Genomic DNA, 16,177 nt, shown 5'->3' on the forward strand with positions numbered 1-16,177 from the left:
GGACGCGGTCGCCGCCACAGCCGCGGGGTGCTGGACGGGCTGACCGCCGCGAGCCGTTCACGACGGCGCTTCGGCGCACCGCCTGATCACGCCGTGGGCCGTCCGGCAGTTCCCGACCGCACTGTCCGACCGTGTATTGCGCCGCAGAACGCGCACGGACCCTCGCGCTTCAATCGGTGGGCACGGGCGACGCCGCGAAGAGGCCGCCCGCGGACATCACCGATCACAGGAGGATCCCATGGGGAACCGTATCCGCGCGACGCGAACCACCGGGCTGCGCGCGCTTCTCGTCGGCACGGCGATGGCCGTGCCGCTGCTCGCCTTCACCGGCCCCGCGCACGCCGCCGGCACCGTCAGCAACAGCGGCGGGCGCCTGGCCATCACCTCGACGACCACGAACAACGCGATCACGGTGAGCGTGTCAGGCCCGAACGTCCGGGTCACCAACACCCTCACCACGCTCTCGGCGGGCGGCTCGTGCGCGCAGGTCAACGCCAACACCGTGGACTGCGCGGCGTCCAGCGTCAGCGACCTGACGGCGAACCTCAGCTCCGGCACCGACCTGCTCGTCAACAACACCGCGCTGCCGTCGCTGGTCTTCCTCGGCTCGGGCGGCGACATCTTCCAGGGCGGCTCCGGCCAGGACCTGGTCAACGCCGGCAGCGGCAACGACACCCTGACGGGCAACGACGGCAACGACACGCTGCTCGGCGGCCTCGGCTCCGACCGCGCCACCGGCGGCGCCGGCACCGACAGCTGCACCGCCGAGGTCGAGGTCACCTGCGAGTCCTGACCGGGCGCGGGCCTCACGGCTCGATGCGGCGACTGCCCTCGCGTCAGCCAGGCCATCACGGTGGCGTGGCAGGGCGTTTCTTGGGGGCCCGGCGGTTCGCGGACCCCCACGGAACAAGGTCGCGAGATCAGCCCAGGTAGGCGTCGAGAGCTCCGCTCACATGGGCAGGGTAATAGGCCCGCAGCTCACGCCGCGCCTGGCGGCGGCTGCGGCGGCGATCCTCTCGGGAGGAGTAGGTGAACTCCCGGTGCCCGGCATTGGTCTCGCGGATGAGCACGTGATAACCGGGCAGGCCCCAGTAACAGCCGTTCGGGCGCCAGCCGGCGCTGTCGGCGGTGATCTCATCCGGCAAGGTGCACGGCCCGAAACGATGGTCGTGCCTGGGCACGCCGGTCGTCGGCGGCGCGTCGGCCATGCGCACCCACCAGGGCCGGGTCTTGTCGGTCTTGCTCATACGGTCACCTTTCGGCTCCGTGACGCCCCGGGCTGGGGCTGTCACTAGATCGGGTGCACCGTGATCACCTCCGACTTCACATCTGACGCGGGACCGCGCGCGACAACGCTCGGCAGAACGTGATCTCCACCCTAGCGCGAGCGGCGGGCGGCCGCGGGGATGAAGTTGGCGTACTCCTCGATCCGATCGATGAGCCCGTCCTTGAAGCGGAAGTACATCGCCGCCTGCACCTCGCCGACGGGCCCGTCGGCGTTGGCGATCCGCAGGACGTGCTGCTGGAGCACCTCGTCCGCGTCGGTGAACTGGCGGATGACGTCGTACCGCAGCGACGCCTGCGCCGCGGGGCCGTCCTTGAGCATGGAGAGGTTCTCGTCGATGGTCTGCTGTCCCTTGCCGTCGTTGTGCCAGACGGTCGCGGTGTCCGTGCACAGTGCGCGCATCCCGGCGTAGTCGCCTGCTTCCAGCCGGCGCAGGTAGCGGATGGCGGCGTCCTTGACATCGGTGTTCATGGCCTGTCGTGTCCCTTCGGGTTCGCTGTGAACAGGTGCGCGCTCACCCGCCGGTACGGGCACGGGCAAGTGGTTGCCCTCCGGCGCCAGCGGGCACGGGAAGGCGCGGGAGAAGATGTGCAGGGGAAGCACGGCCTGGTTGAAATCGACCCGGACGGTGTCGCCTTCCACCGGCGGCAACACCACCCATCTGCCGATCTCGGGCGTCTCGGCTCCACTGGTGGCATCGGTGAACACCACCAGCAGGTGGCCGGGGAACGTTTCGATCACCGTCAGAGAGTGCCGCCGCCCCGCCAGGTCGAACACCAGGTCGGCGGGCGCCGGGAGAACGTGCCTGGTGGGCGGATCGGTCAGCCGCTCGATCTCCACCTCCCGTCCCGGCGTCCTGCGGTACTCCGCATCGACCACGTACGCCGGATCGACCGGGAACACCGCGATCTCCCGCAACCGTGCCAGCGAGGGGACGGCGGGGTCCCATACGGTCAGCCCGTAGATCCCGCCGCCCCCGGAGACGGCCACCGTGCGCTCGCCCGGCAACCGCAGGCTGCTGCCCCCGGTCAACGTGACCGTGCCATCGACAGGACGGCCGTCCAGCGACACCCCGTCCGCACCGGCCGCGGTCAGCTTCAGCCCGTCCGAGCCGCTCGCGTCCCACCGTCCGGGCACGCCCTCGACCGTCTGCGCCGATCCGGTGATCTTCGCGAGCCGGACCACCCCGGCCTTCCCGAGATGCCCGGCGATCTCGTCCCAGCGGCCGCGCCGCCACGCCTCATAGTCCGCTTCCGCGTGTTTTTCGAGCATGATCGGACAGTAACCGCGCACCTTGCGCTTTGGTCAAACCCCGTTGCCAATCGGCAATAAAGCGACGGCGAAGCCACCGGCAGGCGATGCGGATGGCCCCGATATCCTGGCTCGCGCGACAGAAGATCATCCAGAGACGGGGTGTGGTCCGCCCGGAGCCTCGGGGAGCGCGAGGGCTCTTCCCGCGCGCCGGGCCTCATGGTCTCCGGTGTCACACGCCGGGATGAGGACAGGTTCCGAAGGCCGACACGGGAGGTGCCGGAAGCCGGTGAGCAGGCAGGTGAAGGTGTCGATGGGCACGTGGAGCACGTCGTTCGGCATGGAGCGGCCGGCCGGTCTGGAGCAGACGCTGAAGGTGGCCGCGGCGTTCGGCTTCGACGGCGTCGAGCTCGCGGGGTTCGCCGGCCATGTGATGATCGAGCGCTATGCCGAGCCCGCCGCCCGTCGCGCGCTGGCGGTCATGCTGGACGACCTGGGCCTGGAGCCGGTGCTGCTGGCGCCGGCCCCGCATGGGCCGATCGCCGGCCTCCCGCCCTGGCCGGTGGCCGAGGACGGCGAGGTCGTCGCGCTGCACGAGAAGTGGTGGGCGGAGTTCTTCGGGCTCGCCGCCGAACTGGGCATCAGCAGGATGCGCGTCGACCCCGGGATGCGTGGCCCTCTGCCCTACGGCGTGGATCATCGCCGGGTGTGGGACGGCGTGGTGGGGATGTTCGGCCGGCTCGCCGAGCGGGGCGCCGACAGCGGTTGTTCGGTGTTGTGGGAGGTGGAGTCGGGGCAGCCGTTCAACAAGCCGAGCCAGATCGTCCGGTTGCTCGACGACGTCGGCCATCCCAACCTCAGCCTCCTGTACGACACGGGCCACTTCCACGCCGCCGCGGTGAGCGGGCACAACCAGGTGCAGCCGGAGGAGGTGCTGCCGGGCGGGCAGGTGGAGCTGGTGCGGCGGCTGCGCGACCGCATCGGGCACGTGCACCTGTGCGACACCGACGGTGACGTGGCCCGCAATCTCTTCTCGCGGAAGATCGGCTTCGGCAAGGGCATCGTGGACTTCGCGGAGCTGCTGCCCGTGCTGGCCGACTGCTATCAGGGGGAGTGGTGGTGCGTCGATGTGATCCCGTTCGGTTCGGACGTGTGGGGCGACCTGTGGGACGGGCGCGCCTTCGTCCATGACGTCGTGGCCCGTCATGTCGGTGCGGTGACCTAGGTCCATCGCAGTGGCACCGGGGGAAGCCGGCGCTTGATCAACTTGGCCGGGGATCTGTAGGGTTGGGGGCTTTCCTCCCCACCCCCCACCCGGGAGCGCCTCATGCGCCGCCATCGTTTCGGCCGGCTCGCCGCCGGTTTCGCGGCCCTCTACCTGGCCGCGGTGATCGTGCTCGCCGTCGTCGGACTGGCCGGCGGCGACTTCGTCCCGCTGTGGCGGGTCGTCGCGGACCCGGGCGGATACCTGGCGGACGACATCGGGGCGTGGCCGTGGCTGCCCGCCCTGCTGGTGCCGATCGCGGCGGTGCAGGCGTGGGCGTATCGGGAGGTGTTGCGCGGGCGGCCGCGCGAGGAGCCGGCGCGGCACGGCCGGGAGGTGCGGCTGCTGCGGGTCGCTCTGTACGCCATGGCCGGGTACGTCCTGACGTGGCGACTGCCGATCCCCTACCTGTGGTGGACGTCGCCGGTCGCCGCTGTGATCGAACTCGTGGCGATCTGGCTGTTCTTCCGCGTGCTGCGCAGCTCCACCCGCCGCTGGCCACGGGTGCTCATGCTCGTGACCGGCACGCTCAGCGTGGTGCACGACATCGCCACCACCGTCGCCTACCAGACGGGCACCTTCCTGTTCGCCGGGCAGGACTGGACGTGGGCGCTGGACGCCCTGTGGTCGGTGTGGCTGGTGTCGCTGCTGGTGGCGCAGGCGCGGGATCCGCGCTGGAGCGGCGCGACGGTACGGGCCGGCGTGCTCGCGGTCCTGTTCTCGCTTCTTTCGTCCGGCTCGATGTCGATCGTGGCGCTCGGCAGCTCGGACGCGGTGCCCTGGAAGCTGCTGATCCCCCCGCTGCTCGGCGCGGTTTCGGTCTTCTCGCTGGTCTGGTGGGCGCGGTCGGCACACGACCTGGGCACGCTCCAGCCTCCCTCGCACCGGACGGAGCCCGTGCGGGCGCGCGCCAGGTGGTGGCCGCTGCCGGCCGTGGCGATCGTGCTCCCGCTGGTCCCCGCGGCCGTCAACCTTGCCCGGGGAGTGCCGTTCTGGCTCGGGCCGAAGAACGTGCTGGGCGACGCGGTACGCGAGTACACCGGGTCGCAGGCCACCGCGTACTGGGTCGCGCTCGACCTCCTCGTCGGCGTCGGCGCGCCGGCGGTGCTGATCCTCATCGCGGTACGGCGGCGGACGCGCACGTTGCTGCGCGCCACGACGCTGACCCTGTTCCTGCTGGGCGGCGCCGGCGCCGTGAGCGCGTTCACCTCGCAGCACTCCACCTTCTTCGGGGAGCTGTGGCTCTATCCGGAGAGCCTCTACCTCCAGCCGGGCGCCACCGTCCCCTACGAGGGGGCTCAGCTCCTGTCGCCCGGCATCTCCCCGCTCTGGTACGCCCTCGCGCTCACCGCTTCCGGCCTCCTCCTGCTCCTGCTGTACGCCGCCCCGCCCGCCCACCGCGTCCGTCACCACGTCCTTCTCGCGGGGCTCGCCGCGGCCGTGGCCCTGTGCCTGCTGCCCGCGGCGGACCTGGCCCGCGGCCCCGCCACGGACTGCGTCCTGCCCGAGCCGTGGGAGATCGACATGGGCGAGGCGGAGCCGCGCGAGCTGACGGCCGAGCAGAAGTTCGTGTGCTCGCTGCGCGGGAACTCCGGCGCGCAGGCGGTGCTGCACGTGTTCCCCGACACCACGCCCGACCAGGTCGTGCTCGCCTATGGGCGCCGCCTGTGCGGTGTCCACACCCGCAACGACCCACGGGAGCTGGCCCGGCTGAAGATCGACCGCGCGTCCCTCACCTATCCTTTGGCCGGCATCTGTCCCAGCGCCGCCACCATCGTCCAGGCCGCGAAGACCAGGCAGGACCAGGAGATCGCGGCGATGCAGGCCGACTCCCAAGCCATGTGCGACGCCACGCCGCGCCACCGTCCGCGCATCAAGCCGGCCCGGGCGATCCGGATGAAGGAGCCGCAGTGGACCGACTACGGGGTGCTGCAGACCTATGAGGGCGGCGAAGAGGAGGAGACCGAGCCGGACATGGACCCCGGCAACGGGCTGGTCTCCTCCGCGCGCGGCACCCTGGCCGTCATGACCCACCCGGACTTCGACCTCTGCGTCACCCTGGAGACCTACACCCGCCGGCCGCCCGTCGAGACCAAGGGCTGGGACAAGGTGGTCGAGGTCGGCTACGACAGCCCCGGCGGCGAGATCGTCTTCGTCGACACCCTCAGCGGCACCGAGCTGCCCAACCTCGCCCTCAACGGGCGCAAGGGGCACTACCGCATCCGCGTGCACTACGCCTGGTTCCCCTGGAAGGGCGAGGCGCAGAGCGGGCAGCGGCTGCTCATCATGGCGTATCCCGGCAAGGGCGACAAGGAGCTCGTTTACCGGAAGTGACCTGGTGGCGAAGACCACGTGGCACGTGGCGGCAGCGTCCCCAGAGATCAACCGTTCGGCCGATGGGTCATGGACTCGCGGCCGATACCGGCGGCGACCCGGCACCGCAAGATCAGCTCCATGGCACACGACAACCCTTTCCCGGTGCGGAGCAGGTCGATCCTCCTGGCCGCCGCCGCGGGACTGCTCGCCCTCACGGCCTCCCTCGTCTCGGCGCCCGCAGCCGCCGCGGCGCCCGGCACGCCGTACCTCCCGGAACCGACCGGCCCCCACCGCGTCGGCACGACCTCCCTGCACCTGACCGACTCCTCCCGCCCCGACCCGTGGGTTCCCGCGGCCAAGACCAGGCAGCTCATGGTCTCCCTGTGGTACCCGACCGCGGCGCGTGCCGGGCGGCGCGCGCCGTACGTCACCCCCAGGGAGTCCGAGCTGCTCCTGAAGGGCTCGGGAATCAAGGAGCTGGAAAACGTACCGCCCAAGGCGCTCAGCCGGACGCGGACGAACGCCCTCACCGACGCCGAGCCGTCGGGACGCCGGCGCAGCCTGCCGCTCGTGGTGCTGTCGCCCGGCTTCACCTGGCCGCGCAGCTCCCTCACCGGCCTGGCCGAGGACCTGGCGAGCAGAGGATACGTGGTGGCCGGCATCGACCACACCTACGAGAACTTCGCCACCACCTTCCCTGACGGGCGGGTCGCCACCTGCGCCGCCTGCGCGCATGTCAACGACGACGACTTCGGCCGGAAGGTCATCCGCAGCCGGGCCGTCGACATCCCCTTCGTCCTCGACCAGCTGACCGGCCCGCACCCCAAGTGGAAGGGCGGCGCGCTGATCGACCCTGCCCGGATCGCGATGGCGGGCCAGTCCATCGGAGGGGCCGCCGCCCCGGAGACCATGGCGCGGGACGCCCGAATCCGTGCCGGGATCAACCTGGACGGCAGCCTGTTCCTCCCCATCCCCGAGACCGGACTCGCGCGACCGTTCCTGCTGATGGGCGCCCCCTCGGGCGACAGCACCTGGAAGCGCGACTGGGAGCACCTGACCGGGTGGAAGCGCTGGCTGGTGGTCAAGGGGGCGCTGCACCCGTCCTTCACCGACTACGACATGCTGCTCCAGCAGCTCGGCGCGGATCTCGGCGGCGGCCTGAAGGAAACCCGCTCGCTGGACCTCACCCGCCAGTACGTCGCCGCCTTCTTCGACCTGCACCTGCGCGGCAAGCCGCAACCCCTGCTGGACAAGCCCTCCCCGCGTTACCCCGAGGTCCGATTCTGCGCACCGCCGGCCAAGAACTGCTGATGTGAACGCTCCGAGGGGGGTGAGCTCGTCCTCCACGCGGGGCGGCACCTCGGCATACGCGTGGCGGCGGACGAGCCCGTGCGACTCGAGCCGTCGAAGCGTCTGCGTGAGCACCTTGGCGGGAGATACCGCCGATCAGCTCGACCACGCGCCGGCCGGACGGCGGACCGGGCGGCGGCCCGACCCGGCCCTCCTCGGCATGATTTGACGCTGCTGTGAGCGTAAAGGGGATCTTCCGACGGTAGGACCTGGGGTCGATACCGGCGAGGGAGCGGGGGGAGCTGGTGAAGAAGTCCTGGTTGGCCGTGGTGGCGGTACTCGCGAGCACAGTGCCGGCGGGCGGATGCGGCGGTGGGCCCGACCCGGAGGAGACCGGTGCCGGCCGGAGCCGGCCGGTCGTCGAGCCGGCGAGCTCCATCGTCCCGGACGAAGAGGGCGGGGACGTCCCCGAGGCGACGCTCGCCGTGTGCGAGGAATGTCAGCGCAGGCTGGCGGCCCGCCAGTACGCGTCCGCGGTCAAGAGCATGGACCGGCACGCGGCGCGGGCGTCCACCCAGGACACGCCGATCCCGAGCAAGAGGGCCGTCGCGCTGCTGTGCGCGGGGGTGGCGAGGACGAATCTGGGACTTTACCGGGAGGCGCTGGCGAACCTGGAGGAAGCGGACGAACTGCACGGCCACCTGCCGGCGCAGACCCGGCCGCAGTTGCTGGAGATGCTGTACCACGCGGAGCTGATCAGCGCCACGGCCGTCGGCGACGGCGCCAGGAAGGAGGCCGCTCTCGAGGGCTTGCAGGCCACCGGACGGAACATCGGCCCGTACGTCAAGGAAGCGTGCGGGGTGGCGCCGGATCCCGCGGCCGTCCGGACGTGCGGCACATCGCCACTTCCCGGCACCCCGCTTCCCGGTAGCCCGCTTCCCGGCACCACGCTTCCCGGCACCCCGGCCGGCAGCTCGACGCCCACCTCCGACGGCCGGACGCCCGTACCGCGAACGCCGGGACCGGGTGAGGAGAGCGGCGGCGAGGTGACCGAAGCGCCGGAGACCGGCGACGGGGGGCCGGAGACCGATGACGGCCCGCCGCCCGACACGGACGCGCCCGAGCCGGACGAGACCTAACGACCATGACGACGCCCCACCCCGAAGAGGGAGCCGGCCCGGCCTCCGGTCAGGACTTCGCCCGCGTGTGGAGCGCCCTCGCGCACGTCGTCACGCCCACCACGTTCGTGGCCGCGCTGATGGTGTACATCGGATCGGTCCGCACCACCGCCTTCTACCGGCTGCTCGGCGTGGACCCGAAGATGCTGGACCTGTCGTACCAGGAATACGTGCTGAACAGCGTGGGGTCGGTCATCGAGCCGCTGGTGGTGATCCTGCTGTTGTTCCTCACCGCCTTCGCCGTGCACACCCTGCTGGCCCGTTTCCTCGCCGCGCGCAGAACGGCCTCGAAGTGGGTCGCGGGGGTGCTGGCCGTGCTCGGCGCGGCCGGTGTCGTGACGGGGGTGGGCAAGATCGCGAAATGGGGCTGGACGGCACCTCTGACCCCGAGGGCCAAGGCCCCGCTCGCGCCCATGAGCCTGGGGCTGGGCGTGCTCATGCTGGGCTACGCCGCCACGCTCTGGGTCCTGACCGACCCGGCTCGCACCACCCCTCCGGCGGGCCGGACCGTCCGGCGCACGGCGTTCGTGATGCTGCTCACGCTCACGCTGCTGTGGACCGTCGCCGTCTACGCGCACACGCGCGGCACGGACGAGGTCGAGCGGTACAGGCGGAGCCCGGGCCTGCTGCCCGGAGCGGTCGTCTACGCTCCGCGGCGGTTGTACCTGGAAGGCCCCGGCATCACCGAGACCACGCTCCCGGACGCGGACGCCCTGTTCCGCTACCGGTACGAAGGCCTGCGCCTGCTGGCCCACTCCAACCACCGCCACTTCCTGCTGCCTGCCTGCTGGGCGACGTCCCCGGGGGCACGGGCGATCGCGCTGCCCGACGACACGTCGCTCCGGCTGGAGTTCTTCGCCATCAACGAGCCGCCGGCCTGCCCACGCTGACGGACGGGCAGCGCCACCCCGGCCCTGCCGAGCACGGCTTCGCCTGCCAGGCCGAGGCCCATGTTCAGCTCCCCGATGAATCCGGGTCAGCGGGGTTGCTCCAGGTTGTGGCGGACGGCAGTCAGCAGGCGGATGAGCTGTTCAGCCTCCTCGCCGGTGAGCCCGGCGGTGGCCTGGGCGTCCGTCTCTGCCCAGGCGGCCGTCACGGCGTCCACAACGGCCTCGCCGCGTTCGGTCAGCCGCAGGCGGGTCACCCGGCGGTCGGCGGGGTCGGCGGTGCGCTGGACGAACCCGGCCCGTTCCATCCGGGTGAGCGCCTTGGCGATGGTGGGCTGCTCGAAGCCGATGCGCTGGACGAGCTCCGCCTGGGTCGTGTCCGGGTTGTGGTGGATGTCGACGATGAGGAGTTCCTGGCCCAGGTGCAGACCGAGTTGCGCCATCCGTCGCTGCAACACCGCGCGGTGCGCGCGGGTGGCGTGGGCGAGCGCGTAGCCGACGGGCCCGCTGCCGGCGGCGATCCGACGCCCTGTCGTCATGCCGGCACTGCCTGCGGACGACTTTGGACCCGGGTGAGAACGCGCTGCCACAGCTCGGCGATTTCGCGTCGCGGTTCCTCGCCCACCAGGACTCCGTGGTCGTCGACGTGACGGTGGGCATGGCCGACCGTCACGTCGAGGTCGGACAGGACCTCGGCGCCGGACCGCCGGAGCAGGTCGGCAAGCTGCAGTTGGGCGAACGCGCCGCCGAACCGGTTCGGTGAGGCGCTCATCAGCACCACGGGCTTGCCGGCCAGCGGGCGAGGCGGCGCGAGGATCCCCAGCCAGTCGACGACGTCCTTCATGTTGCCGGGAATGCCGCGGTTCAGCTCCGGCGTCACCAGCAGCAGCACATCGGCCGCCGCGACCCGGTCTCGCAGGGCCGCGACGACCGGCGGGAACGGACGCCCCATGGTCGCGTCGACGCGGGGGACCTCCGCGTTGCCGTCCCATACCTCGACCTGGAAGGGGGCTCGGGCCAGCTCCTGCGCCGCCAGCAGCAGCGCCCGGTTCAGGGACCCGGCGCGCACGCTCCCGCAGATGCCGAACACATCGATAGATTCCATAGCCGGGAATCTTATAGCCGGGCATATAACGGGGCAACCGGTGCCGGCGGACTCGTACGACAGCGGACAAGGGTGGTGATGCCGTCACCAGTGTGAGCCACGCCTTCTCCCGCAGCCCGCCGCGGCCGAATGTTGACTTCGTAAGTTCGAGACCAGCGGAAAGGCGCAACAGCCGTGGAGCCCGATCAGGTGGCGGTCGTCGCCGGCGCGTCAGGGGGCATCGGCCGCGCGACCGCGGAGGGCCTGGCGGACGCGCGGCGCACCGCGCTCGTCCGCACCTGGCAGGCGGAGGGCTGGCTCGCATGGTTCCGGCAGGTCGACGCCTCCCCTGCCCACTGAAGCAACGACACGAAAGAGCACATCGATGAAGGCACTGCAGTACACCGCATACGGGCGCGGCCCGGTCGTCAACGAGGTTCCCGAGCCGGTCCCCGGGCCGGGCGAGGTGCTGGTCCGGGTCGCGGGGGCGGCCCTGAACCCGCTCGACGTCAAGATCGGCGCGGGCCACGTCCAGGAGTATTTCCCGATCACCTTCCCCTCGACCGTGGGCACGGATCTCGCGGGTACGGTCGAGCGGCTCGGATCCGGTGTGACGGGCTGGAGCGTCGGCGACGCGGTGATCGCCCGCACCGACCCGACCGCCGGTGGAGCTGTCGCGGAATACGCTGTGGTCCCGGCGACGAGCCTGGTGGCCGCGCCGGCCACGATTCCGCTCGACGCCGCCGCCGGCCTGGCCACCGCCGCGGCGACCGCGTGGCAGGCGGTCACCGAGGTCGCGCAGCTGAGGTCCGGACAGAAGGTGCTCGTGCACGCGGGCGCCGGCGGCGTCGGCAGCTTCGTCATCCAGCTGGCCCGTCGCGCTGGTGCGCACGTGGTGACCACCGTGTCCGGTGCTGCTGCCGGGATCGTCCGGAAGCTCGGGGCCGGTGAGATCATCGACTACACCAGCGTCGACTTCCGGACCGCGGTGTCCGAGGTCGATGTGGTCGTCGACCCGGTCGGTGGGGAGACCGAGGCTCGGTCGCTCGATGTCCTCAAGCCGGGTGGTCTGCTGGTCAGCCTCCCCGTGCCGCCGGACTTCGAGCGTGCCGCCGCGCGCGGGCTCCGCGCCGAGTTCGTCTTCCACGCTTCGGACGCCGAGCGGCTGGCGAAAGTCGTCGCCGTAGCGAACGAGGGCCTCGACATCGTCGTCGACCGCACGGTCCGGCTCAGCGGCGCGGCGGACGCGTTCGACCACCTCGCCCAGGGCCACGCCAAGGGCAAGGTCATCGTCCGGCCATGATCCACCGCAGCCGCCGGGATGAGGGCGCCCTCGTCCCGACGGCCGCCGCGCTCAGCCAAGAGTCGCCCCGCTCTGCTTCGCAGCCCCGACGTCCTGGCTGCCCAGGACGGCGAGCAGTTTCAGCTTCTCCGCCGAGTCGCCGCCCACCGGGGCGGTGAACCACAGCAGCCGCTGCGAACCGTCCTCACTCAGCAGGCTGAGGCAGTTGAGTTCGATGACGCCGAGGTCCGGGTGCACCAGCCTCTTTCGGTCGGCCCGGCGGACGGCGACCTCCTGATGAGCCCACAGGTCCGCGAACTCGCTGCTCGCCGAGACCAGCCGCTGGATCAGTTCGCGCACTTCGCTGTCGCCGCCGCGGCGGGCCGAGACCGCGCGCAGGTCGGCCACGAAGACCCGCGACTGGTGATCGTGCTCGTCGGGGTGGTATCGCAGCCGGGCCTCAGGGTCAGTGAACCAGCGGTACACGAAGCCGGCCTCGATGCCCTTCTCCTTGGGGATCGGCCCCAACAGCGCGGTAGCGAGGCGGTTCTGTACCAGCGTGGCGTGCAGGTCGGTGATCACCGCCGCCGGGGTGGCCGGCAGGCGGTCGAGCAGATCGAGCATCCCCGGGTGGACGTGCGCCGACAGCCCGTGCCGCGGTGGCAGCGGACGACCGGCCAGAAAGTACAGATGCGCCCGCTCGTCCTCCGTCAACCGCAGCGCCCGCGCGAGCGCGGCCACCATCTGCTCGGACGGCTGCGCGCCCCGGCCCTGCTCCAACTGGTTGTAGTAGTCGACCGAGGCGCCGGCCAGGACAGCCACCTCGTCGCGGCGCAGCCCGGGCACCCGGCGTCGCGGCGACTCAGGAAGCCCCACCTCGCCGGGGTGGATGCGATCACGTCGCGACCTCAGAAACTCACCGAATGCAGCCAGATCCATACCCACCATTCTGAACCGGCTCGCCACGTCGAGGCAGGTGACGCTGTCACCACCCTCAGCGTATTGCGATGTCCGATGTGCTGGGTGCGAAGGTCGATGGCGGCCGCCGATGAGGTGGAGAGAGGCTGCGGGTGCGCCGGCACCGCAGCCATGGGTCACCGGGACGCGGACAGGTGGCGGGCGAGGGCGCGGATCGTGGTGTGCCGGAACACCTCGTTCAGGCTCAGCTCCGGTATGACGTTCCGAGTGACGGCGTGATGGGCCCGGACGATGTCCAGAGGATCCAGGGCGGAGTAGTCGTCGGTGACAGTGAAGTGGCCGCCTGCCACCTCGCGCCAGCCGGCCAGCAGCGCGGACTCCAGGTCGTCGGCGGGCTCGGCCGGTTCGGTCGCGGCCGATGGTGGGGTGATCGGGGCGGGCAGGGCCTTGCGGTCCACCTTGCCGTTGCGGGTCAGGGGCAGCGCGTCGAGGATGACGATGTGTCCCGGCAGCATGTGGGACGGGAGTTTTCCGGCCAGGTGGTCGCGCAGGGTCTTGGCGAGCTCGTCGGGGTCGGTCGTGCCCGCCGGGGTCGCGTAGGCGACGAGCCGCTTCTCGCCGCGCGGGGCGCCGATGGCCGTGACGACGGCGCTGGTCACGGCGTCGTGGTCGAGCACGGCGGCCTCGATCTCGCCGAGTTCGATGCGGTAGCCGTTGATCTTCACTTGGAAGTCCTCCCGGCCGAGGAACTCGATGCTGCCGTCCGGGAAGTAGCGGCCCAGATCGCCGGTGCGGTAGAGGCGCAGCCCGGTCGCCGGGTGGGTGATGAACGCGCGGGCGGTCTTCTCGGGGTCACGCCAGTACCCCATGGCGACGCCGTAGCCGCCGACGTACTGCTCGCCGGGCACCCAGTCGGGTCTGCGGCGCAGCGCCTCGTCCAGGATCTCGAAGTGCTGGTTGGCCAGCGGTTTGCCGTAGGGGATGCTCGGCAGGCTCGTGTCGACGGTGTCGATGCGGTGCCAGATGGACCAGATGGAGGCTTCGGTGGCGCCGCCGAGGCTGATGACGTCGATGTCGTGATCGGCCAGGGAGCGGATCCGGCCGGGCAGGGTGACCGGAATCCAGTCACCGCTCATCAGCACCAGCCGCAGCGTGGGGGGCAGCCGCCGGCGGCGGCCCTGGACGTAGCCGAGGAGCATCTCCATGAGGGCGGGCACGGTGTTCCACAGGGTGACGTCGTGGCGTTCGATCAGGTCGGCCCAGCTCCAGGGGGCGCGGCCGGTGCCCGCGTCCGGCATGACGAGCGCCCCGCCGCGCGCGAGCGGCCCGAACAGGTCGTAGACCGACAGGTCGAAGGTGAGCGGGGTGAGCGACAGCATCCGGTCGGCGGCGGTGACGTGGAAGCGCCGGTTGATGTCGAGGACGGTGTTGAGCGCTCCCCGGTGGTCGATCATGACGCCTTTGGGCAGGCCGGTGGAGCCGGAGGTGTAGATGATGTAGGCCAGGTCACGATGGCCCTGGATACGGCTGGGCTCGGGGGCGCCGTCGCCGCCGAGCAGGCTCTCGTCGATCACCATCGGGGTGACGTCCTGCGGCCAGGGCAGCTTCGCGTCCAGGCCCTGCTGGGTGAGCGCGAGCTTCGCCTCGGCGTGCTTGAGCAGGTAGTGCAGGCGCTCGGCGGGCAGGTCGGGCTCGATGGGCACGTACGCGGCGCCGGATTCGAGGATGCCGAAGACGGCCAGCGGCTGCTCCCAGCCCTTGTCCATCACGACGGCGACCGTCGTACCGGGCCGGGCGCCACGTTCGCGCAGCCGCGCGCCGAGGGTGGTGGCGCCCGCGCGCAGCTCGCGGTAGGTGAGCGTCCTGCTGTCGGAGATGACGGCGGGCGCGTCGGGGGTGCGGGCGGCCTGGGCCCAGAACGGCTCGTGCAGCAGGAACGGCGGGATGGCGGCGCTCGTGGCGTTGACCTGGCTCCGCACATGGTGCTGGTGAGCGGGCAGCCAGTCGCGGGCCGTCTGCCGCCATGCCTCGGGGTCGCCGGCGAGCTGCTGGAGGAACGTCAGGTGGGCGTCGATGAGGTCGTCCAGCACGCGGCCGGGGAACAGGGCGTCGATGGTGTCCCAGACGAGGAGCAGGTCGCCGCGCTCTTCGCGGACTTCGTGCGCGAGCCGCACCTGCGGGCGCTGCTGCGAGGTGAAGCCGATCCGCCCCAGGCCCAGGGCCCAGCCGTCGCCGGCGGCCGCGTTCAGCCGGTCGCAGAAGAGCACGGGTGCGAGGGCGGCGGTGAGCTGCCCGGTCGTCCGCGCGATCTCGCGCAGGACGAGCAGGCCGTCCGGCCGGTCCTGGTCCAGCTGCGTCTGCAGGGCTTGGGCCTGCTGCTGGAAGGGCATGCGGGGGTCGGCGTCGACGTCGAGGAGGGTCAGGTCGGTGAAGTCGCCGACCGCTCTCGGGTGGCGGTCGCGGGAGGCGTAGGCCAGGGTGAAGCGGGGCTCCTTCGACCAGGCGGCCAGGGCTTGGCTCAGCGCGCAGGCCAGCACCGCCGAGGGTGCCAGGCCGCCGGCGTGTGCCTGGAGCGCCTGCCACTGAGGTGCCGGCAGGCGGCGCTCCCGTCGCACGCAGAGGGGCCGCTCCAGCAGGCGAGGCTCGATCGCCAGGGGCAGCTGCGGCGGCAGGGCCGCGGTGACCTCTCCGGGTGCTGGTCCGGCTCGGACGGCGGGGACGGCGCCGGCCACGGCTTCGCCGAGGTGGCCCCGGTAGGCGGCGAAGATCTCCGCACCGAGCAGGGCGAAGCCGTCGGCGTCGGCGACCAGGAGGTCCACGGCCACGTGCACCCTGCTGCGCCGCTCGTCCAGCCGTGCCACCCGCACCTCGAACAGCGGCCACCGGGCGGGGTCGAAGGCCTGTGTCGTCATGTCGGCCCTGATGGCCTCGGCAGCCGTCCGCGGGTCTTCCACCCGCGGCTCGTAGGCGGGTACGTCCGTCAGGACCAGTTGCCGCCCGTCCCCCGTGATGACGGTGCGCAGAGCGGGATGCCGCTGGATCACCTGCCGCCAGGCCTCCCCGTACCTGGCCAGGTCCAGGTCTCGCACGTCGGCTTCCAGATAGTGGCGGGCGGCGGAGCCGCCCAGCTCGAACGCCGGCAGCCGGCCGAGCCAGTTCGCCTGCTGGGCAGGGGTCAACGGGGAGCCGGTCATGCCGCCGCCACCCCTTTACGCTCCAGGGCGGCGCGGATGTCGCCGAGTGAGCGCATCGTGGTCATCTCGGCGTTGGTGAACCGGATGCCGAACTCGTTCTCGATCTCGATGAGCAGCGTGACGTGCCGCAGACTGGTCCAGGACAGGACGTTCTCGGAGCTGGACTCGTCGGTGAAGCTGTCTGCCGGCTGCTCCAGCACGGTGGCCAGGACATCTTCCAGTCGCATC

General features: G+C 71.6%; 15 protein-coding genes and 1 pseudogene. 8 read left to right on the forward strand and 8 right to left on the reverse strand.

The window, feature by feature from the left end:
* Positions 1–238: 238 nt before the first annotated feature.
* Positions 239–793, forward strand: coding sequence for a calcium-binding protein (locus tag KIS93_RS68105; RefSeq protein ID WP_080039522.1), 555 nt, complete (start codon positions 239–241; stop codon positions 791–793).
* Positions 794–920: 127 nt separating this feature from the next.
* On the opposite strand, the gene KIS93_RS57655 is transcribed toward KIS93_RS68105, so the two are convergent.
* Both KIS93_RS57655 and KIS93_RS57660 read right to left on the reverse strand, forming a co-directional pair.
* The gene (locus tag KIS93_RS57655) at positions 921–1,247 is read right to left on the reverse strand and encodes a hypothetical protein (protein ID WP_080039523.1); all 327 of its coding nucleotides are present in this window, start codon (positions 1,245–1,247) and stop codon (positions 921–923) included.
* 131 nt (positions 1,248–1,378) lie between these two features.
* Positions 1,379–2,557 (reverse strand): DUF1684 domain-containing protein, encoded by a 1,179-nt coding sequence (locus tag KIS93_RS57660; RefSeq protein WP_080039524.1) that lies wholly within the window; start codon positions 2,555–2,557, stop codon positions 1,379–1,381.
* Positions 2,558–2,825: 268 nt separating this feature from the next.
* Here KIS93_RS57660 and KIS93_RS57665 point away from each other — a divergent pair, with 268 nt between their 5' ends.
* The 3 genes from KIS93_RS57665 to KIS93_RS57675 all read left to right on the forward strand — a co-directional run bounded on the left by KIS93_RS57665 (position 2,826) and on the right by KIS93_RS57675 (position 7,427).
* Positions 2,826–3,761 (forward strand): sugar phosphate isomerase/epimerase family protein, encoded by a 936-nt coding sequence (locus KIS93_RS57665; RefSeq protein WP_186405068.1) that lies wholly within the window; start codon positions 2,826–2,828, stop codon positions 3,759–3,761.
* 102 nt (positions 3,762–3,863) lie between these two features.
* Positions 3,864–6,134, forward strand: a complete 2,271-nt coding sequence (locus KIS93_RS57670) for a hypothetical protein (RefSeq protein WP_080039526.1) — start codon at positions 3,864–3,866, stop codon at positions 6,132–6,134.
* 120 nt (positions 6,135–6,254) lie between these two features.
* A complete protein-coding gene (locus tag KIS93_RS57675; RefSeq protein WP_155127682.1) occupies positions 6,255–7,427 on the forward strand; it encodes an alpha/beta hydrolase family protein in 1,173 nt (390 codons plus the stop codon).
* Positions 7,428–7,475: 48 nt separating this feature from the next.
* On the opposite strand, the pseudogene KIS93_RS68640 reads toward KIS93_RS57675, so the two are convergent.
* Positions 7,476–7,541, reverse strand: a pseudogene (locus tag KIS93_RS68640) (hypothetical protein); the annotation flags it as partial.
* Between the two features lie 170 nt (positions 7,542–7,711).
* Between KIS93_RS68640 and KIS93_RS57685 the strand changes: the two are divergent.
* On the forward strand, positions 7,712–8,545 hold the full coding sequence (locus KIS93_RS57685) for a hypothetical protein (protein ID WP_080039527.1): 834 nt from the start codon (positions 7,712–7,714) through the stop codon (positions 8,543–8,545).
* Positions 8,546–8,550: 5 nt separating this feature from the next.
* Positions 8,551–9,474, forward strand: coding sequence for a hypothetical protein (locus KIS93_RS57690; protein WP_080039528.1), 924 nt, complete (start codon positions 8,551–8,553; stop codon positions 9,472–9,474).
* 86 nt (positions 9,475–9,560) lie between these two features.
* Here KIS93_RS57690 and KIS93_RS57695 read toward each other — a convergent pair whose 3' ends face one another.
* Positions 9,561–10,010, reverse strand: a complete 450-nt coding sequence (locus KIS93_RS57695; protein WP_080039529.1) for a MarR family winged helix-turn-helix transcriptional regulator — start codon at positions 10,008–10,010, stop codon at positions 9,561–9,563.
* Positions 10,007–10,561, reverse strand: coding sequence for an NAD(P)H-dependent oxidoreductase (locus KIS93_RS57700; RefSeq protein ID WP_186405069.1), 555 nt, complete (start codon positions 10,559–10,561; stop codon positions 10,007–10,009). Before KIS93_RS57700 ends, KIS93_RS57695 begins: the two co-directional genes overlap by 4 nt.
* A 189-nt stretch (positions 10,562–10,750) precedes the next feature.
* On the opposite strand from KIS93_RS57700, the gene KIS93_RS57705 reads away from it, so the two are divergent.
* Positions 10,751–10,915 carry a hypothetical protein gene (locus KIS93_RS57705; RefSeq protein WP_155127685.1) on the forward strand — a complete coding sequence of 55 codons (165 nt, stop codon included), beginning with the start codon at positions 10,751–10,753 and terminating at the stop codon, positions 10,913–10,915.
* A 25-nt stretch (positions 10,916–10,940) separates the two neighbouring features.
* Positions 10,941–11,858: an NADP-dependent oxidoreductase gene (locus KIS93_RS57710; RefSeq protein ID WP_080039531.1), complete on the forward strand. Its 918-nt coding sequence runs from the start codon at positions 10,941–10,943 to the stop codon at positions 11,856–11,858.
* A gap of 51 nt (positions 11,859–11,909) precedes the next feature.
* Here KIS93_RS57710 and KIS93_RS57715 read toward each other — a convergent pair whose 3' ends face one another.
* The 3 genes from KIS93_RS57715 to KIS93_RS57725 form a co-directional block, all read right to left on the reverse strand.
* Positions 11,910–12,776, reverse strand: a complete 867-nt coding sequence (locus tag KIS93_RS57715) for a helix-turn-helix transcriptional regulator (protein WP_080039532.1) — start codon at positions 12,774–12,776, stop codon at positions 11,910–11,912.
* Positions 12,777–12,931: 155 nt separating this feature from the next.
* On the reverse strand, positions 12,932–15,949 hold the full coding sequence (locus KIS93_RS57720; protein ID WP_080039533.1) for an amino acid adenylation domain-containing protein: 3,018 nt from the start codon (positions 15,947–15,949) through the stop codon (positions 12,932–12,934).
* Complete coding sequence (locus KIS93_RS57725) at positions 15,946–16,176, reverse strand: acyl carrier protein (RefSeq protein WP_080039534.1); 231 nt, start codon at positions 16,174–16,176, stop codon at positions 15,946–15,948. Before KIS93_RS57725 ends, KIS93_RS57720 begins: the two co-directional genes overlap by 4 nt.
* Position 16,177: the final 1 nt, after the last annotated feature.

Origin of the sequence: [Actinomadura] parvosata subsp. kistnae, from assembly GCF_900323885.1 — a bacterium.
Lineage (GTDB): Bacteria > Actinomycetota > Actinomycetes > Streptosporangiales > Streptosporangiaceae > Nonomuraea > Nonomuraea composti.